General features: G+C 65.4%; 16 protein-coding genes and 1 pseudogene. 4 read left to right on the forward strand and 13 right to left on the reverse strand.

All coding sequences use genetic code 11. The features are described from left to right. Positions 1-1890: pseudogene (locus H6A15_RS06190) on the reverse strand (FtsX-like permease family protein); the annotation flags it as partial. Between the two features lie 10 nt (positions 1891-1900). Beyond that, a complete protein-coding gene (locus tag H6A15_RS06195; protein ID WP_204672886.1) occupies positions 1901-2602 on the reverse strand; it encodes an ABC transporter ATP-binding protein in 702 nt (233 codons plus the stop codon). Between the two features lie 239 nt (positions 2603-2841). Here H6A15_RS06195 and H6A15_RS06200 point away from each other — a divergent pair, with 239 nt between their 5' ends. Next, positions 2842-3447 carry a TetR/AcrR family transcriptional regulator gene (locus tag H6A15_RS06200; RefSeq protein ID WP_204672887.1) on the forward strand — a complete coding sequence of 202 codons (606 nt, stop codon included), beginning with the start codon at positions 2842-2844 and terminating at the stop codon, positions 3445-3447. A gap of 69 nt (positions 3448-3516) precedes the next feature. Here the strand turns inward: H6A15_RS06200 and H6A15_RS06205 are convergent, their stop codons facing one another. From H6A15_RS06205 to H6A15_RS06245, 10 genes are all read right to left on the reverse strand, one after another. Further along, positions 3517-7449: a transglutaminaseTgpA domain-containing protein gene (locus H6A15_RS06205; protein ID WP_204672888.1), complete on the reverse strand. Its 3933-nt coding sequence runs from the start codon at positions 7447-7449 to the stop codon at positions 3517-3519. A gap of 66 nt (positions 7450-7515) precedes the next feature. Next, the gene (locus H6A15_RS06210) at positions 7516-8493 is read right to left on the reverse strand and encodes an AAA family ATPase (protein WP_204672889.1); all 978 of its coding nucleotides are present in this window, start codon (positions 8491-8493) and stop codon (positions 7516-7518) included. Positions 8494-8525: 32 nt separating this feature from the next. After that, positions 8526-8915 carry a MerR family transcriptional regulator gene (locus H6A15_RS06215; protein ID WP_204672890.1) on the reverse strand — a complete coding sequence of 130 codons (390 nt, stop codon included), beginning with the start codon at positions 8913-8915 and terminating at the stop codon, positions 8526-8528. Positions 8916-9062: 147 nt separating this feature from the next. Then, positions 9063-10142 (reverse strand): 6-phosphofructokinase, encoded by a 1080-nt coding sequence (locus H6A15_RS06220; RefSeq protein ID WP_204672891.1) that lies wholly within the window; start codon positions 10140-10142, stop codon positions 9063-9065. 144 nt (positions 10143-10286) lie between these two features. Continuing rightward, on the reverse strand, positions 10287-10562 hold the full coding sequence (locus H6A15_RS10420; RefSeq protein ID WP_239462410.1) for a hypothetical protein: 276 nt from the start codon (positions 10560-10562) through the stop codon (positions 10287-10289). A 14-nt stretch (positions 10563-10576) separates the two neighbouring features. Then, positions 10577-10981 carry a flavodoxin family protein gene (locus H6A15_RS10425; RefSeq protein WP_239462411.1) on the reverse strand — a complete coding sequence of 135 codons (405 nt, stop codon included), beginning with the start codon at positions 10979-10981 and terminating at the stop codon, positions 10577-10579. Between the two features lie 48 nt (positions 10982-11029). Next, positions 11030-12016, reverse strand: a complete 987-nt coding sequence (locus H6A15_RS06230; RefSeq protein WP_342635825.1) for a HAMP domain-containing sensor histidine kinase — start codon at positions 12014-12016, stop codon at positions 11030-11032. Between the two features lie 120 nt (positions 12017-12136). Continuing rightward, positions 12137-13021 carry a hypothetical protein gene (locus tag H6A15_RS06235; protein ID WP_204672892.1) on the reverse strand — a complete coding sequence of 295 codons (885 nt, stop codon included), beginning with the start codon at positions 13019-13021 and terminating at the stop codon, positions 12137-12139. 79 nt (positions 13022-13100) lie between these two features. After that, complete coding sequence (locus tag H6A15_RS06240; RefSeq protein ID WP_204672893.1) at positions 13101-14150, reverse strand: ATP-binding cassette domain-containing protein; 1050 nt, start codon at positions 14148-14150, stop codon at positions 13101-13103. Between the two features lie 256 nt (positions 14151-14406). Next, positions 14407-15123: a response regulator transcription factor gene (locus H6A15_RS06245; RefSeq protein ID WP_204672894.1), complete on the reverse strand. Its 717-nt coding sequence runs from the start codon at positions 15121-15123 to the stop codon at positions 14407-14409. A gap of 130 nt (positions 15124-15253) precedes the next feature. On the opposite strand from H6A15_RS06245, the gene H6A15_RS06250 reads away from it, so the two are divergent. Continuing rightward, positions 15254-15709 carry a C39 family peptidase gene (locus H6A15_RS06250; RefSeq protein ID WP_204672895.1) on the forward strand — a complete coding sequence of 152 codons (456 nt, stop codon included), beginning with the start codon at positions 15254-15256 and terminating at the stop codon, positions 15707-15709. Between the two features lie 11 nt (positions 15710-15720). Here H6A15_RS06250 and H6A15_RS06255 read toward each other — a convergent pair whose 3' ends face one another. Then, entirely contained in the window at positions 15721-16557 is an 837-nt protein-coding gene (locus tag H6A15_RS06255) for a putative RNA methyltransferase (RefSeq protein ID WP_204672896.1), read from the reverse strand. Between the two features lie 238 nt (positions 16558-16795). Here H6A15_RS06255 and H6A15_RS06260 point away from each other — a divergent pair, with 238 nt between their 5' ends. After that, on the forward strand, positions 16796-17212 hold the full coding sequence (locus H6A15_RS06260; protein WP_204672897.1) for a YbjN domain-containing protein: 417 nt from the start codon (positions 16796-16798) through the stop codon (positions 17210-17212). Positions 17213-18074: 862 nt separating this feature from the next. After that, on the forward strand, positions 18075-18896 hold the full coding sequence (locus tag H6A15_RS06265; RefSeq protein WP_204672898.1) for a ZIP family metal transporter: 822 nt from the start codon (positions 18075-18077) through the stop codon (positions 18894-18896). Positions 18897-18902 lie beyond the last annotated feature (6 nt).

Raw genomic sequence — 18902 nt, forward strand, 5'->3', positions numbered from 1 at the left:
TGCACGCTGCGCGTCCAACTCCGCCTGCGCCTGCTCGAGAAGGGCGAGCGCCGAGCGCGCCTGCGCAAGGCCCACCGTTGCCTGGCCTTTGCCGCTGGCGAGCTGCGCCAGCGGGCTCTCGTCGCCTTCGATGAGGGACGTGAGCTGCGCGCGTTGCTCGACGAGCTGGCTGCGCTGGGCCGCCACCGCCTCAAGCTGGCCGCGCTGCTCCTGAAGGGGGTTCAGCTGGGAGACGATGGCCTCGTTTTGCTGGGTGAGGGCGTCGCGCTGCGAGCGAAGCCCTGCGAGGGTCTGCTCAAGCTGGGCGGCCGTGGACTCTGCGGCTGAGAGCTGGGAGTCGAGCTCCCGCAGGCGCTCGGCATAGTCGGGCGACGTCGGGTCGAGCGCGGCGATTTCCTCGCGCAGCGACGCCGCCTGAGACCGGGCGTCCTCAAGCTCGGCCGCGTCGTTGTCAATGGTTTGGGTGAGCTCGCTGATGGCGGCGTTTACTTGCGACAGCTGCTCTGAGAGCGCATCGCAAGCCGAGGTGAGCTGCTCAAGCGTGGCGTCGAGGTCTGGGACGGAGGCGTCGATCTGCGCGATGCCGGCGTCGATCTGGGCCACGAGCGCGTCGATGGCTTCCTGTGCCGCCGTGAGGTAGGCCTCTTGCGCCGTGGCGGAGGATGCTTCGTCGGTTGCCTCGCCAAGGGCGCTCCATGCTTCGGAGACGGCGCCTCCGCCCAGCTGCTCGTTGAGTTCTGCCGCTTGGGTATCGAGGTTCGCTATCGCCGCCTCAAGGGTCGAGAGGTCGGGGATCTGGCTGCGGTTCTCATCGATGGTCGCCTGGGCGTCGTCAAGCTGGGCGAGCGCCTGGGCGCGCTGCGTGTCGAGTTCGTGCTGTCCGGCAAGCGCGTCGGCAAGGCTCTGGCGCAGCGTGGCGCGCGCGTCGTCGATCTGCCGCTGCCCGTCGAGCGCCTCGGCGAGGCTTTCATCAAGCGTTGCCTGGGCGTCGTCTAGCTCTGCCTGGGCACGGGACAGCTCCGCCAGGGCGTCCGCCTCTTCCTGGGCGATCGTTTCGAGGGCGTCGTCGCGTACCTGCTCGGCACGGGCGCGCTCGCGTTGCGGGGTGAGCTCATCGATGCGGTCCTTGACGGCGTCGACGGCGGCGGTGTAGTCGTCGGAGTAGGAAGAGAGCTCGGCGGTGCCGTCGACCATAAGGTAGATGGCGGTGTAGACGTCCGTGTCCGCCACGGCGCCTTCGGTCACGTAGAAGCTGTAGTCGGCAGAGGTCGAGGCGCGGAAGGCGACGGGGCCGTCGGGCGCGGTGATGTTGCTGGGGTCGATGACCGAGGCGGTGATGGTGTAGGTTCGGCGCGTGAAGACCTCGCTGCTCGATGAGTCTGAGGTGGTATCGGAGCTGCTATCGGAGGCGTCGCTCGAGGCGGTCTCATCCGCCCCCTCGAAGGTCAGCGTGTCGCCGATTGACTTTCCCGAGTCCTTGAGATACTGGGCGGTCACCGCGACCTCGTCGGCCTTATCGGGAAGCTCGCCTTCCAGCACATAGGGCTCGTTGATGCCCGACTCGGTGAGCGCCTTGACGTCTACGCTCGCGCGCTTGCCGTCGATGCGCGTATAGGCGCTCTCCTGCCAGGTGCCCTCGATTTCGGACACGCCCTCCACGCTCGCAAGCTCGTCGACATCGTCCGAGGTCAAGCCGAGCGTAGACTGAACGCTGATGTCAAAAAGCTTCTGCGTGTCGAACAGCTCGTCGGCGCTCGAGCGCAGGTCCATGCAGGCGACGACGAGTCCGGTCAGCATGGTGACGCCGAGCGCGCAGATGATGGCGATGGACACGAAGCGCTTCTTGCTCTGTCCGATGGTGCGCAGGATGTCTTTGGTAAACGCCTTCATGATCGTCTCGCTACCACTCGATCTGGGCAATCGGCGTGGGCGACGCGTTGAGCGTCATGTCTGTGACCTTGCCGCTCTTGAAACGGATCAGGCGGTCAGCCATGGGGGCAAGCGCGGAGTTATGGGTGATGATGATGACCGTGATGCCGTCGTGGCGGCAGGTGTCCTGCAGCAGCTGCAGGATTTGCTTGCCCGTCTGGTAGTCGAGGGCGCCGGTGGGCTCGTCGCAGAGCAGCAGCTTGGGGTTTTTAGCCACGGCGCGAGCGATGGAGACGCGTTGCTGCTCTCCGCCCGAAAGCTGGGCGGGGAAGTTTGCCATGCGGTTCTTGAGGCCGACCTTGGCGAGCGACTCGGCGGCATCGAGCGCGTCCGGGCACACCTGCGCCGCAAGCTCGACGTTTTCAAGGGCGGTGAGGTTGGGCACCAAGTTGTAGAACTGGAAGACGAAGCCGACGTCGGTGCGGCGGTATTCAACAAGGTCCGCCTCGCTTGCATGGGTGATGTCGCGTCCGTCCACCATCACCTGGCCGGAGGTCGCGGTATCCATGCCTCCCAGGATGTTGAGGGCAGTGGTCTTGCCGGCGCCGGAAGCGCCCAAGATGACCGCAAGCTCGCCGCGCTCTACCTGAAACGAGGCCCCATCGAGTGCATGGATGAGGGTCTCGCCCGAACCGTATGCCTTTACGACGTTGCTGAATTCTATATAGGACATCGTCGATCCGATCACTCGACAGCGTGTTGTCTATTTGAAGTATAGTAGGGGAGGACGGGCGTTTCGAGTTCCACTCGACATCGCGCGGGCGATTGTCGAGCAATGGGCTATGGGGGCGGCTTGGCCGCCTCGGGATAGCGACGGTTGGGCCCATGCCGCATCGCGGGAGGCGCTGCCCTGCGCCGCGCGGCGGGCCCGCCACCGTTTCCACATGTCGTCGCCGCGGGCAGGGGGTAGCAATGGCAAGGAAGCAGCCGCAAGTGACCGAGCAGACCAAGGCGAACCTGACCAGTGCGTTTTGGAGCCTCTACGAGGAAAAGCCGATCGAGAAGATCACGGTGCGCGAGATAGCCGAGCGCGCTGGATACAACCGTGCGACGTTCTACCTGTATTATCGAGACGTGTACGACCTCTTCGAGCAGCTCGAGGACGAGATCCTGGCGCAGGTGCGCGGCCTTGTCCAAGACAGGCTGCTGCAGGGCGACATGCTGGACTTTTCTCAGCACATGGGCCTGGTGGTGGGCCTCGCGCAGCGCTTCGACGGCTTTATGCCCCGACTCATGTCGGGAGACCCCACCTTCAGCGACCGCATGAAGGAGATCATCGCGCCGCTGCTCGACCGCTTCATCCTTCCCGACAACGTGACCGATCCCATGGAGCAGGGCATCTTGCGAGAGTTCTACCTCTCGGGCATCTTGGGCGCCATCAACACGTGGATGCTGGCGCCCGATCGCATTCCCATCGAACGCCTGATCGAACTCATCGTGGGAACCGCATTGATCGGGCGCTCCCACGCGGAGGCCGGGGTATCGGAAGGGCTGAGGGGCGCGCGGCACGCCTCTTGACGCCGAGGCGCCGTCCCTCAGGGATGCACGCCGTGCGCCGTTTTGGTGCCGGGCGTTGTCGCGCCGAGCCTAAGCGCTGCCGTCAGAACGGCTCTTTTTCGCCCGCGCCCGTGCCAGGCGCTGGGTGCTTCGAGCCACGATGTCCGGCGGGCGCACGAACACGGAGCGCGGGAGGAGCCGAAGCGAGAGCATCGCAAGCGCGCGGCGCACGCGGGCAAGGCCGCGGTTCGCGGCGGGTTCTTGAGAGGCTGCCCTGAGCTGTGCGATGGCGGCGTCCGCACCATGGAAGGCGCGGCGCAGCTCTGCCGGCTCGCCCTGCGGGCTCTGCGGCGTTCCATATCGCGCGATGCACGCCGCGCGCATGACGAGCTCCAGCGCCCGCCTCGCGTCTTGGGCGTCTTCGTGCCGCTTGGCGCTGCCCGTGCGCAAGGCGGCGGGGCGACGGGTGCTCTCGGCCGCGCCCTGGGCGAGCGCGGACCCGATGGCGCGGGCGAGCTCCTCCTCGGTCGCGGCGGGCGACGGCGCGATGCCGCGGTCATATGCGCTGTCGACGAGCTCGTCCCATGCCGCCTTGGCGATCTGCGACGGGCCCTCTGTCTTGCTGTCGACGATGCGAAGCCGCCGTGCCCTGCGCCGGTGGCGAATGATCAGCGGCGTGGCGAGGGCCAAGCCTGCAATGCCCGCGGCGCCGAGCACCGGAAGCGCCCTCCTCAGCACGTCCCATGCCGCGGCGGCGACGCGGCTTGCGGATGCCAGCAGCTCGAAGGCGGGATCGGCCGCGGAGTCCGAGGAGGTGTCGCCGGGGGTCTGGGGATTCGTCTCGGCGGCCGCCGGGGTTTCCGGCTGGGCGGCCGGGGTGTCGGGGTCCGTGGCCGCAGGGGGTTCGGCGGACGTGCCCTCGTCATCTCCTGCGGCAGCGGAGGTTCCGGTGCCGGGGGTGACGTCCACGGCAACCCAGCCCACGTCCACCAGATAGACTTCCGTCCACGCATGGAGGTCATGGTTGGTTGCCGCATAGGTGCCCCCGCCCAGTTCCTCGACGCTGGGCCCGTAGCCTATGGCCACGCGCGAGGGCACCCCCAAGGCGCGCGCCAAGAGGGCAAACGTCGAGGCATAGTGCACGCAGTATCCCTCGCGCCGCTCCAGGAAATCGCCCATCACCTCGAGCGCGTCGTGGCCATCGCCGTCGGGCGCGCTCGTGGAATAGGTGAAATCTCCTCCGGTAAAGAAGCCCACCAGATACCGCAGCGCCGCCAGCTCGTCCGATGCGTCTTCAAGTTCGCCGGGCACCCCGGCGGAGGCGGCGCCGCCTATCACCTCGACCATGGCCTGGGGAAGGTCTCCGGGGAGGTTGAGATAGCGTGCGCCGATATCGCTGGGGAGGGAGGGGCTGCCGGAAAAGACAAAGCTTCGCGTGAGCGCATCGGCAAGCGTCGAGAGCTCCTCGATGTCAGCCGTCGAGGTGACCGGTGACAGATAGGCGCTCGAGGTCTGGTAGGCCTGTCCCGTCCAGGTCGTGGAGGACGTGCCGAAGATCACGCCGTCAGCGCCCCATGTCCAGTCGCCCTGTTCGGGGTCGTCGGCAGCGGTCTGGTAGGTGCCGAGCGGCGTCGGGACGAGGCGGGAGACCACGCCGTCGATGGTGATCTCGGCGGTGACGCTCTCGACGGCCCCGATGCCTGCCCCCGTCGCCGCTACGGCCTCGATGTAGGCGGAGCCATCGCTGCCGTCGCCGGGGAGCGCCGGTGCGCCGTTGGATGCCCCGGAGTCGCCGGCAAAGAGCTGGTCTATGAGGGGGATGCCTGTCGAGGCGTCGCCTCCAAGCGACGAGTCGATGAGCCAGGTGTCTCCCGTGAAGTTGCTCAGTACGCTGAGCCGCAGGTAGAGCGGATGGCCCGCATCGGTTGCGTAGTGCAGGGCCTGGGTCTCGGCGCCGCGGGTGAGCTCGCGCCTCAGGTCGACGACCGGGCTTACGGCGTTGCTCGAAAACATGGTGGATGTGAGGCCCGTATCGATGGGCAGGGACTGCTCCCAGGAAAGTGCCTGCTCGCCGAGGGCGCAGCCGGCGCCGGCGGCGATGGCTGCGCCTAGCGCGACCGGCAGCAAAGATGCGAGTGCCGCGTAGGCGGCGCGCGCGACGCGCCGGGGGAGGGCCGGTCTGGAGGACGCGGCGCCGTCGGCGCGGGGCGAGGCCTCGCGGTCGCGCACATCGACGGCGCCCTCCGCCAGCGAGGCGACGGCGGCAGGCGGGAGCGGAGGCTCGTCGTCGTACAGCCAGGCATCGAGGCCGCCGAGAACGAGGAAGATGGCAACGCCGGCAGCCACGGCGGCCGGCTCGGGAGGGGTCCCCAGCAACAGCTGGCAGGCCGCCATGACGACAAGGGGGAAGGCGCCGCACAGGGGGCGAAGGACGGCGCATGAGGTCACCGGGAGAAACAGCAGCGCCGCGCACCCCGCGACCAAGAGGGTCAGCGCGGCGTCGGCGGTGCCTTCGACGACGAGCGGAACCCATTGTCCAAAGTAGAGGTCCGCCACGCCCTGCATCACCGCGGCGGAGATGGGTCCCGGTGCCTCGCGCGCCCAGGTTCCCAGGCCCAGGTATGCGCGGGGCTCTCCGAGCAGGTCGAGTCCTACGTCTGCTTGGATGACATGGTCGGCGCCCGCTATGGCGAGGGCGGTCACAGCGACGACGCAGACGAGCTTGAGAATTGCCCGCACCAGAGGTCGCTGGCAACCCGGCAGCCTTTTGCCAAGCGTGCCCTCGAGCGCCACGATCGAAAACGTGAGGCACGATGCGGTGTACCAATAGGCGGGTTCGGCGAGCGCTCGCGAGAGGGCGAGCGCCAGCAAGAGGCCGCCGACGCAGCAGACGGCGGCGGCGAGGTCGACTGCAAGCGGCGTGTGCCTCGGGCGCCGTGCGGCGGCCTTGTCCATCCAGTCGAGCTGGGAGCTTTCGGGCGCAGCCGGCTCGCCAGGCCGCCGCTTCTCCTCGGGGTCCTCTGCGCGCCTCACGAGTCCCAGCCTTCCCGTCCGCGCATCGACGCGGATGAGCGCCGTTGCAGGCAGGATCGCGCGCAGCTCGCGCTCGAGCACGCCCCCTGCCTGTTCGGTTACCAAAACGACGGCATCGTGCTTGTCCGTCTGACGTCCCAGCAGGCGGCGGACCTCGAGGGCGCGCGACTTGGCGGCGTCGCGCAGGACGCCTGCCGGCGGCACGCTGCCGTCGAATGGAGGGGAGTCAGGCTGCAGCGCTGCCAGGAAGCGATCGACGGCGACGGGTGCCCGGTAGACGTCGGTGCCGTCGGTTACTGGAGCGGGCGTGGCGCCGGGACGCCGAAGAAGCTCGGAATACACGCGCGCGCATGCGAGTGCGAGGTCATCGGGGCGGGAGCAGCCAAGGGTGTCAGCGACCACGATCGGGGCGGGAGGCTCGTCGCGTACGGGCTCAAAAGACATGAGGGTGCCATGGTGCGCGGTCTGCCTCCAGGAGATGGCACGCATGGGGTCGCCCTTTTCATATTGCCTGACCTGAGACGAGTCGAGCGTTCGCTGAGCGTCGCGCGCAGAGCTTCCCAGGCGGCGGAGCAGCGTTGAGAGCGCGTCCGCGCCGGTGCCCTGGGGCGTGATGAACGTCTCTGCCCCATGCTCCATCCGACGGTCGCGTCTCCACATGCCCAGGGCGTCGCGTACGCGCAGCGTTGCGGCGGGCATGCGGTACCATCCGCGATCCTGAGGCATCTCGCGGGCAGGAAGCGTCTCGATGACGCGCCCGTGCTGGTCGAGCTTTTCCCAGCAGGTGTCAAGCAGGTAGACCCGCGGGGCGAAAAGCGCATAGAGCCGGGCTCTGCGGCCCGGCCGTGCAAGGGGCATCAACGCCTGCGCGAGCCCCAGCGCCATCGCGGCGATGAGCGCGACGCCCCAGACGATCAGGGCGTCCAGGGCAATCTCTCCGCCCAGCACGATGAGGCAGCAGGCGACGGCCAGGTTCAGCGTTCCCCGCAAGGTGGGGACGGGGAGCGTGCCCCGACGGCGCCGAGTTCTATGCGGATGCCTGCCTGCCACGGTGCATCAGGCGCCGCGCGGGGCAGGAACTCGTGCCAGCAGGGAATCGAGTGCCTGGTCGCGCTCGCTGGCGGTGGCGCCATAGGCGCTGTCGGCGAGCACCAACCGGTGCGAGAGCACCGGTATCGCCATAGCGCGGACATCTCCGGGAAAGACGCTGTCCTGACCTTGCATGAGCGCACGCACCCGGCTCATGGCGAGCAGGGCGAGGCCCGCGCGCGGGGAGGCGCCCAGGCGGTATTGGGGGCTGTTTCGCGTGGCGGAAAGGAGGGACACGGCATAGGCGGCGACCGTCTGGCTCACATGGATGTGGGCGGCCGTCTGAATGATCGCGCGCATGTCGCCGGCGGTGCAGACCGGCTTGAGCGCGCCCACCGGGTCGCGCCCGCTTGGACTTATGAGCATGCGCGCCTCCGCCTGCGGCGTCGGATACCCCAGGCTCGTGCGCGTCATGAAGCGGTCGAGCTGTGCCTCGGGCAAAGGATAGGTGCCCTCCATCTCGACGGGGTTCTGCGTGGCGATGACGATAAAGGGGCGCGGCAGCTCATAGGTGGTGCCGTCGACGGTGACGCGGCGCTCCTCCATGGCTTCGAGCAGCGCCGCCTGCGCCTTGGGGTTCGCGCGGTTGATCTCGTCGGCGAGCACGATCTCGGCGAACACGGGGCCGCGAAAGAAGGTGAACTCCCGCGCGCCCTGGTCAAATACCGTGACGCCCGTGATGTCCGAAGGCAGCATGTCCGAGGTGAATTGGATGCGGCTCACCTGGGCCGAGATGGTTCTTGCGAGCGCCCGGGCAAGGGTGGTCTTGCCAATGCCCGGAACGTCTTCGAGCAGCAGGTGGCCGCCTGCGGCAAGGGTCATGACCGCAAGGCTTACCACCTGGCGGTTCGTTGCGAGCGCGCCCGAGAGGGCGGTGACGATCGCATGGAGGGTCGTGCGGGAGGTCTCGCGGTAGCGGTCGGAGAGGTAGGGAGATTCAGACATCGTGGCCCCTTTCACACGGGCGTAGTTGCCTATCAGCCGTCCTGGTGGCCTCGCATGTCCCGTTCGGCCTGGACGATGAGGTCCTCATAATGCTCGATCTTGTAGTCGAGCCGCTTGAGGCCTGCCTGCATCTCCGAGATGCGCTGGCGCACGAGGGAGCGTTGCTCTTCAAGCAGGGCCTTCCGCTCGGCGATGGTGTCGTCGCCTTGGTCGAGCAGCTGCATGTAGGTGGTGAGCGCCTCGATGGAGACATTTGCCTGGCGCATGCACTTGATGAACGAAATGCGCGAGCAATCGACCTCGCTGTAGTCGCGAATGCCGCTTGCCGTGCGCGTCACGTGCGGCAGCAGGCCGATGCGTTCGTAATAGCGAAGCGTATCCGCGCTGACGCCGTATTTCTCCACCACTTCTGCGATGCGCATGGGCTACCTCCACCTCGATTATATGCGTCGGGCGCCTCGCGGCGCCCGACAGCGGCATGCTCACTATGTACCCTGGACCCTGCTCCAGCTCAATATCTTTACAGACATTAAACCGAGCGGAGCGCTCGTCCTTTCAAGCGGAGGTGTCTACTCGTCACCGAAGCTGATGCCGAGCGCGCGGGCCTCGCGCACCAGGTCGCTCTCGGGGTCTACATACTTCAGCTTGCCGGCGATGTCCGCCAGCGGCACGCGCGTCATCTTGTCGTCGATCTGGGCGATCATGTAGCCATATTCGCCCTTCAGGCAGCCGAGCGCCGCCTCGACGCCGCACTGGGTGGCAAAAATACGGTCCTGGGCGTCGGGGGCTCCACCGCGCTGGGTGTGCCCGGGGATGGCGACGCGGGTCTCGCGTCCGGTCTTGGCCTCGATCTCCTTGGCGATGTCGTACACGATGGAGGGGCTGGTGCGCGCCGCGACCTTCTTCTTGTACTCCTTCTTGGAGAGCTTTGCGTCCTCCTTGGAGATGGCGCCCTCGGCGACCGCCAGGATGGTGAAGCGGCTGCCGGTCTCCATGCGGCGATCGATCGTCTTGATGATGTTCTTCATGTCATAGGGGATCTCGGGGATGAGGATCACGTCGGCGCCGCCGGCAATGCCTGCATACAGCGGGATCCAGCCCACCTTGTGGCCCATGATCTCGATGACGAAGACGCGGCCGTGCGAGCTCGCCGTGGTGTGGATGTCGTCGATGCACTGGGTCGCCACCTCGACGGCGCTCGTGAAGCCGAAGGTCATGTCGGTGCCCCAGGTGTCGTTGTCGATGGTCTTGGGCAGGCCGATGACGTGCAGGCCTTCCTGAGAGAGGCGGTTGGCGGTCTTGAGCGAGCCGTTGCCGCCCAGCACGAACAGGCAGTCGAGCTTCAGCTTCTTATAGGTCTTGATCATGGCGGGGACCTTCTCCACGCCGTCCGCCTCAGGCTGGTCGAGGTACTTGAAGGGCGTGCGGCTCGTGCCCAGGATGGTTCCGCCGCGCGTCAGGATGCCGCTGAAGTCCTTCGCGGTCATCTGGCGATAGCGTCCATAGATGAGGCCCTGGTATCCATCTTCGAATCCGTAGAACTCGACGGGCTCGTGGCACTTGTTATAGATCGTCTTGACGATGCCGCGCATGGTGGCGTTGAGAGCCTGGCAGTCGCCGCCGCTGGTAAGCAGACCGATTCTTGGCATGATGGACCTCTTTTCAAACGCATAACAGGGGAGGTGTCGGGTGCGCGTGGCATCGCGAACGTAGACATTGTAGTCCTGTGCGCCCGGGGCTGCGAGCACATTCACCCCCTCTAGCCGGCGTTTTGCCAACTTTTGGGGCGCTATCTAGCGAATGAAGTTGGTTCGCTGCCCCATCTCGGCCTCGGGCGGGACCACGCCGGCATCTTTGCCCGCCTGCAGGCACTTGAGCATCCATGCCATGTTGCGGCCCAGCTGGCGCATGGTCCACAGGCCTTCGGCGTCCTGTTCGACCTCGGACGGCATGTTGCCATGGACTTGGTTCCAGTAACGAGAGGCAACGATGGGCATCTCGGAGATGGTAAAGAACTTCTGGATGTCGTCGAGAGCGGCCGTGGTTCCTCCGCGGCGCGCGCTTACCACGGCTGCTGCGGGCTTCAGGCGAAAGGCGTTCGGCTGGCCTGCGCGGCCGTTGGAATAAACAGGCGGTCCATGAAGCCGAGAAGCGACCCGGCCGCGTGCGCATAGTGGACAGGTCCGCCAAAGACAAAGCCGTCGGCGTCTGCGGCGAGCGCGCGGCATTCGTTGACGGAGTCGTTGAAGACGCAGGCGCCGCGGGCGGCGCATCCGCCGCAGGCGACGCATCCTCCCACCGGCTTGGCGCCGATCCAGAAAATCTGGGTTTCGATGCCCTCCGCGTCCAGCGCCGACGCGACCTCTTCGAGCGCGCGATTGGTGCAACCCTGCTTGTGCGGGCTTCCGTTGACGAGCAATACCTCCATGCTTCCTCCCCTAAACGGCTTTTGGCGGTGCTTCATGTCGAGCACGGTCTCGATACCCATGGTACCCGGGGAAGGGGGATTGATGGCGCCGGCCGTTGCGGGTGGATGCTAGGCGGCCTGCGCTGTCAATATGATTGCAAGCGCATCGCCCTCAAGCTCGGCGTGAATCGTCATGCCCATGGCCTGGGCGAGATTCGCCGCAACCGAGAGGCCCAGTCCGCTTCCGCCGGCCCCGCGTGCCGCGTCTGCCTGATAGAAGCGTTCAAACAGCCGGGCCGCGTCGATCGAGGCGGGGTCCTGGACCGGGTTGGAGACGCGCAGCTCCACGTATGCCCCTGCCCACGCATCCGACTTGGCGTCGGGCATGGCGGCGGTGTCGATTAACGCGCCTTTGCAGCCGGCAGGGCGAATCTCGACGCGCGGGGCGCCTGCGCCGTGGCGGATGGCGTTGACCACAAGGTTCTCCACGATGCGCGAGACCGCCTCGGGGTCTCCCATGACGCCGGCGGCCGCGTCGTCGCACAGAAGCTCGGGCTCCCATCCGAGGCGTTCGAAATCGGGGTAGTGCCCCAGCAGCACGCGCTCGACCAAAGGGGCGAGCGCCACGGGCTCCGAAGCGAGCGCAAGGTCGGGGTCGGTCGACTTCGTATAGGCGAAGAGCTGGTCCAAAAGCTCCGTCGTCGCGTCGATGCGTGCCGAGGCGGCCTCAAGGTTGTGGCGGAGCTCCTGCCCGCTCGGGCCGTCCCCGGCGAGCTGCAGATATCCTTTGGCGCCGGTGAGCGGCGTGCGGATGTCATGGGAGAGGGCTGAGAGGTCGCGCTGGAACTCTTGCTGGTGGCGAAGCGCTTCCACGTGGACTTGGGTAGCGCGGTCGAGCTCGCCGTTGATCGCGTCGGCGAGCTCGCGAATGCCCGGGGCGGTGGCGCTTGTGGTGACCCGCGCATTGCTGCGGGTGTCGCGGCTGCGGAGGAAGTGCGCCATGCGTTTGAGCTCACCGACATACATCGCCATGGCGAGCATGAAGCCCATGGCGATCCCCAGCAGCAAGAGCGCTGCGGGCAACAGGTCTCCAAGCATGCCTTCCTCCTGTCTCACGTTGGTTGCAGACGTTCAAATGGGCCGGTCGGGGCTTTGCGGAGCGCAAAGGGCAGCCCGGTCGCTTGACGCGCGGGCTGCCCTGTGTTGTCGGGCTGCCAGGAAGCCCTGGGCGGGTCGCTAGACGTCCCTGTGCCGGGCGATCGCGAGCACGGCTGCTGCGGCAAGCGCAATCCATATGATACCGGTGAGCAGCGTCTGCGCGGCGGGGTCGATGGTGAGGGCGCGGCTCGTGGTATCCCAGATGTCGATCGATGAGCCGAGCAGCCTGCTTCCGCCTTCTGCAAGGTTGCTGATGGCGCTCGAGGGAATCCAGGCGGCGAGCGTCTCCAGCAGGGGCGCTATCGGTTCGAGGAAGCGAAGCAGGCCGCCCGAGGAGTGCGCGAGGCCGTTGAGGGTCTGGGGCACGACGCTTACGCAGAAGCACCATGCGCCGATGTAGCTCACCGGATTGATGCGGGTGGCATAGACCAGGATGAGCGACAGCGCGGAAAGCGCCCATGTGTTGAGCCAATAGCCCAGCGCCCACACGGCGGCGCTCGCCAAAGAGTCTCCCTGGGTGTAGGTTCCGCCCACAAGGGCGATGAGCGCCAGCACGAGTGCGCTTGAGAAGGCGATGAGCACAAACGAGACCACGCCGGCCGAGATCACCTTGGCGGCGAAGTAGGATTGACGGCCGCGCCGCGCCGAGGTCAGGGTGCGGATGAACCCCTGCTTGAAGTCTGCGAGCGCAAGCTCGACGCTCATAAAGGCCGCGCACAGGGGCACGATGCCGCCCGTGAGGCTGGCGAGTGCCTGGGTGGGCGAGGCAAAGGTGGTGAATTCCTTGAGCAGGTCGGTGCTTGTCGTGAAGGCACTGCTCAGGGCCGATTGCCCCAGCATAAAGAGCGCGAGGAAAATGAGTACATAGACGACGACAATCGCGATGCCGTATTGCCAGAGGCTGCCGCGCAGCCCAAGGGGGCGCGAGATGCGATAGAGGTCTGATTTCAGAAGGTTCAGCATGTCTGTTACCTGCCTTTTCTACCCGAGGAAAGAAGATATACAAGGGCACCGATGACGGCTACGTTGATCACGATGTCGATCATCGGGCCCCTCCTTTCGCCTTGGGGTCCCGGGGCAGTCCCTGCGCCTGCGATGCCGCGTCGCTGCCCGCGCCTCCCATGAGCTCGACGAAGTAGTCCTCGATGTCGCGCTCGATGACCGAAAGCTCGAGCACCACCTGGTCGGCGTCATGCAGGATGCGCGAGACCTGCTCGACCTCGGGCGCTCCGGGCTGCCCGGCCGCGGCGCCGCCGAAGCGAGCCCCGGCTTGGGCGCCTCCAACGCCTGCCACGACGATGGACTGGTCGGGCTCGACCCTGAGGCGCGCTCCCGACAGGCGTTCTTCCAGGATCGCGAGCGTGCGGGACGGGTCGGTGGTTTTCAGGCGAATGGCGTTGCCGCAGGCGGCGTGCAGCTCCTCTTCGGTAAACTCGCGCGCCATGTGCCCGCGTGCGATGACGCCGAAGCGGTTGGCGACGCGCATGAGCTGGTCGAGCACATGGCTCGAGATGATCATGGTCACGCCGCGCTCCTGATTGAGCGTGACGAGCGCCCCGCGCAGCTCGCGCGTGGCCTCGGGATCCATACCGTTGAACGGCTCGTCAAGGAGCAGCAGGTCGGGCGAGCCCACGAGGGCGAGCGCGACGCCCAGGCGCTGCTTCATGCCCATGGAGAACTTCTTCACCTTGCGTGCGCCCGACTCGGCGAGTCCGACGAGGGAAAGCAGGTCGAGGCAGTGCTCGCGTGCGCGCACGACGCCGAGCGAGAGGGCCTTGGCCATCAGGTTCTCGTAGGCGGAGAGGTTGGGGATGACGCCGGGCTCCTCGATGAGCACGCCGATGCGAGACGGCTCGCTCGAGAACGACGATGCGCGGCGGACGGCGTCGGGTCCCGTCGATCCGAAGAGGCGGATCTCTCCCGACGTGGGCGTGGCGAGGCCGGCGACCATGTTCATGGTGGTGGATTTGCCGGCTCCGTTCTTACCGACGAATCCGTAGATGTCGCCCTCGGCGACGCGCATGTCCAGCTCGTCGACGGCGCGCATGCTTCCGTATATCTTCGTGAGCGCGTTGGTTTCCAGAATGTTCACCGGTGCTCCTCTCGGTTGGTGGCGTGTCCGGCGGCGTCTCCTCCGCCCGTTGATGATCAGTATGCGGAGCAGAGTTTTGGCAATGCTTAGCCAAGGCTAAAGAAACCCTAAAGGAGCGCTTGTAGTGGCATTTTGCCGGTTGGGGATGGCGCCTATCGCAAACGGGACGCTCCGGTTGTTCGCAAAGGTCGCAGCGGCCGCGCGGCGTGCGGACACCGGCTGTCAGCCTCTGGCTGCCGCGCCTCCGCCTTGCGCCTCACCCTTCGACAAGCTTGAAGCCCATGCCCCACACGGTTTTGATATAGCTGTCGGTGCCGGTTGGGCGCAGCTTTGCGCGGATATTTGAGACGTGGACGTTCAGCGTGTTGTCGTCGGCGGCATAGGGCTCTCCCCATGCCTGCTCAAAGAGCTCCTGCTTGCTGAACACGCGCCGGGGCTGGCGCATGAGGATCTCTAGGATGTTGAACTCGATGCGGGTGAGGGGGACGGCCTGCCCGTTTGCAGTGAACGTGCGGGCGTCTGGGTCGAGCGACCATGCGCGAAAGCTCAGCACGTCCGTGGCGGGGGAGGGTTCTTTCATGTTGGTATCGACCTGTCCGGCGTGACGGAGCTGCACCGCGACCCGCGCCGCAAGCTCATCGAGGTCGAAGGGCTTGGTGAGATAGTCGTCTGCGCCCAGCGTGAGCAGATCGATCTTGTCGGAGGTCGCCGTGCGCGCCGAGGTGACGATGACGGGCAGCCGCCTGTCGCGTTCGCGTATGAGCGAGATGAGTTCTTCACCGGACAGCCCCGGCAGCATGAGGTCGCAGATGATCAGGTCAAATGGAAGCGCCTCTCCCGTGCCGAGCAGCAGCTTCGCCTCGCTGCCTGAAAATGCCTGTGTGCAGCTGTAGCCAGCCCGTGTGAGTCGGGTGGTGACGATCTGGTTGATGTCGGCGTCGTCCTCGACGACGAGCACGCGGGCGCAGGACATGGCACCTCCATGGTTCGCGACAGGATGTGGCGGCTCAAGTATAGCGCCACGTTTCTTGCGGGCATCGACCTTTGCGCAGGCATTCCCGGGGCGTCCGCGGCTGCAGTATGCGCGTCGGGGCGCTCTTGCAATGGGCGCCGCCGTATTATCCACGGCAGCTCTCGTCGGCATACAAGAGGCGTTCGCCCAGGGCTGCCTCGGCATCGCCGGTTCCGGCAGCGCCATGCCTCCCGCGGTGGTTGCTGCGGCTGAGCGCTATCTCTCGGAACGGTCTTCAAAGCTTGTGGCGACCGACCTTACGGGAACGTCGTTCACCAAAATCAAAGGCATGGTCAAGCGCGGTCTTCCCGTGATGGTCTGGTCTACCATCGACGCCGAAACGCCGGTCTACACGTCGCTTCGCACCGAGGTCGAGGGCTATCCGTGGTATCGAAACTTCCACTGCGTGGTGCTGTACGGCGTCGATGGCAACGATGCCTTGGTGAGCGATCCCCTTGAAGAACTGGTCCGTCGCGACCTCGCATGGTTCACGATTCTCCATCGTGCCTGCGGGCTGATGGCGGCCTCCATCGATGTGGCGTCGTGACCTTCCGTTCGCTAGAAGTGGCCAACCAGGACGTCGGCCTCTACGGTGACGCTCTCGATGCCGCTCCAATCGATGGCGCCGGTGTCGACATGGAAGAGCAGCGGCGTCATGGCTATGAGGGCTTCGATCGCGTGGGCGTCCAGCTTGAGCGTGCGGCTTACGGTTTTGCGCGAATCGAGGACGCACGAGGCGGAGAAGTGATCGATCACACGCTGGTTGGAGTATTCCTGGTGCCGTAGGCTTGCTGCGGCGCGCTCGCGCAGCTCAAGGAGGTGGCGGGCAGTCGGAACCACTTTGACGACGCGTCCCCGCGGCGCGAGGATTCGCTTGAATTCATGGTAGTTGGCGGGGGAGAACACGTCTAGCACGCATCCTGCTCGCCCGTCCTGCAGCGGAATGGAGGCGAGGTCTGCGACAAGCCAGGCGATTCCATCCTCTGGGTCTTGCGCTGCTGCCAGCTGTACCGAATCGCGCGAGATGTCAAAGGCGCAGATGCCTGCTCCGGTTGCTCGCCGGACCGCGTGCGCGAAAAATCCCTCGCCGCATCCGGCATCAACGACAGGCAGCGACGGCGAGAGGGCCTCGACGGCGTCGCACAGCGCCTGGGCGATATTGTCGTAAAGGCCGCTCTCAAATACCCGGCGGCGCTGCTCGAACGAGGAGCGGTCATACCCTTGGGGCTGCTTGCCGCCGCGCAGAAGGTTCACATAGCCTTGACGCGCGACATCGAAGCTGTGCCTGTTGGCGCACGAGAGCGCCGCTCCGGAAAGCTCGAGCGGCTCATGGCACACCGGGCAGGCAAGCAGTGTCTCTGCATGTTCGAATCGGCTCAGCTTTCGTGCGTCCACGGGCGGTCCTTTCAGGTGGCTGCGGTCCAACATAAACGTGCGCGCCGCGACAGGCGGACACCCCCATTGTGGCACACCCCTCGAGGCGAGCGCATCGTCGCCCTTTGCGCGCCATGGTACGCATCGCGATCGAGGCGATTGTATTTCTTGCGCGATAAGCTATATCTTGATGGTCGACTGTTCGGCGTGGCATCGGGCGAGCTGGCTCGATGCGCGGCGGGGAAGGGGTTCGTTGGATATGTATGACAACTCGGTCGCGCTCATGCAAGAGATGCGGGCTGCGGGTATCGAGTACCGCAGCGACACGCCGCTTGAGGACGACAACCTGATCGATACCATCCGAGTCGGCTGGGAAGGTTCTGCCCTTCCGCGCACCGTAGTGCTGTTTCGCATAAATGATCGTGGGGCGCATCTGGAGGCAACGCTCGGCACAATGTGCGCCGGGCGGCGCCAGGAGGCGCTCGAGCTGGTCAATGCCCTCAACGTGGAGTATCGGTGGGTCACGTTCCATCTTGACGAGGACGGCACGATTGCGTGCACGAGCGACGTCTACCTGGTGCCAGAGGTGGCCGGACTGTTTGGCATCGCTTCCATGGGCCGCATGTTCGACACGCTCAACGAGGTGTATCCGCGCTTGTGCGAGGTGCTCGCCTAGAGCCGCCGGCATGCGGGGTCTTGGCTCGACTGCGGACAGGGTTCCCCGGTTCTGACTGGCGCATCTGGGTTGGTGCTTTATGGCACGGCAGTGCTCAACGTTATGTGGCAAGGTTGCCCCTATACCGTGCCTGGGAACCGCGAGGGGCCTGATTTGCGGCGGCCTGTTTCGAGCGGTGGCCCTGCCGAGGCGAGGCACGGCTCTGCCGGGGCGTCGAGTTGCGCTAGATGGGGCAGCAATGGGCCGCATGCCAAAATGTGGCGCAAGCGAGTCGGCGCGCTGCCCAGCAATGAATGCTTTACGGCTGGCACTGCATAGTTTTGCCGCGGGATAGCCCCCTTACTTCAAGGTTTTCTTCGTCGACGGGGCAAAACTGTGCAAAAAGTCAAATTGTCGGTCATTGAGAGCGAGTATTCATGCTCTACTTGATTAAGAAACCCCCTATGTAGGCGTCAATACGCCAACAAGCCGTATGCATAAGGCCACGCGGGATGCATCATCGACCGACAATTTGACTTTTTGCACAGAATGGGGAGACATCTAAAGAAAAGCAACGGGTGGAGATAGTTTAACGTGCATATAGAAGCCAGATATTTACTAAATGATGAATAATGTCACTATAAGGCGATTCGTGGTGGTTCGTTGCAGCCGGTAGCGCGCCTGCGAGCCTTTCAGGGCGAGAATGCCTCGCCTATGCTCTTGGCGTTTATGCATGTGGTCGCCACCTGTTTTTGGCGGGTATTATGGGTGAGAATGAGCCGGGGTCGCAGAAACGACCTGCTGGCTGCAGAGAATCGAATGCTTTGCTTTATGTTCGGTCAGATACTTCGCGGCTCGGCGTGCCGAGAGTTGGGAGATGTACATGTTAGATGCTTCGACGCTCCAGGCGCTTGCCTGGGCCGGTATGGGATGCGGTTTTACCTGGCTTATGACCACGGCGGGTTCGGCAGTGGTACTCTTCACGGGAAAGGACCCCGAGAAGGGCAAGCTTACCCATCATATCTTCTTGGGGTTTGCCGCGGGCGTGATGATCGCCGCCTCGGTGTGGTCGCTCCTGAACCCTGCCATTGAGCAGGCCGAGGAGCTCGGCCAGATTGGATGGATCCCCGCAGCCGGGGGTTTTCTGCTGGGCGTGGCGTTTCTGATCGCCTTGGATTCTCTGCTGCCTCATCTCCATGCCGAAGAGTCCGAGCCCGAGGGGCTTCCGAGCAGCTGGAAGCGCACCACGCTGCTGGTTTCTGCGGTCACGCTGCACAACATCCCCGAGGGCATGAGCGTGGGGCTGCTGTTTGCCATGGCCTCGCAGACGGCGGGCGCTGCGGGAGAGGCATACCTGGGCATGGCTTTTGCGCTCGCCATCGGCATCGGGCTGCAGAACTTTCCCGAGGGTGCCGCGATTTCCCTTCCCCTGCGAAGGGAAGGTATGGGACGTGTAAAGGCTTTTGCAGCAGGAAGCCTTTCGGGCATCGTCGAGCCCATCTTTGGTATGCTCGTAGTGCTGGCAAGCGGCTGGATTTCGCCGTTCATGCCGTGGCTGCTGGCGTTTGCCGCGGGCGCCATGATCTACGTAGTGGTGGAGGAGCTCATCCCTGAGGCGCATCTGGGAGAGCATTCCAACGTAGGGACGCTCGGGGTCATCGCCGGATTTGTGATCATGATGGTGCTCGACGTCGCCTTGGGATAGCGCCCA

The sequence above is a fragment of the Enorma phocaeensis genome (assembly GCF_016901575.1).
Taxonomy (GTDB): Bacteria; Actinomycetota; Coriobacteriia; order Coriobacteriales; family Coriobacteriaceae; genus Limicola; species Limicola phocaeensis_A.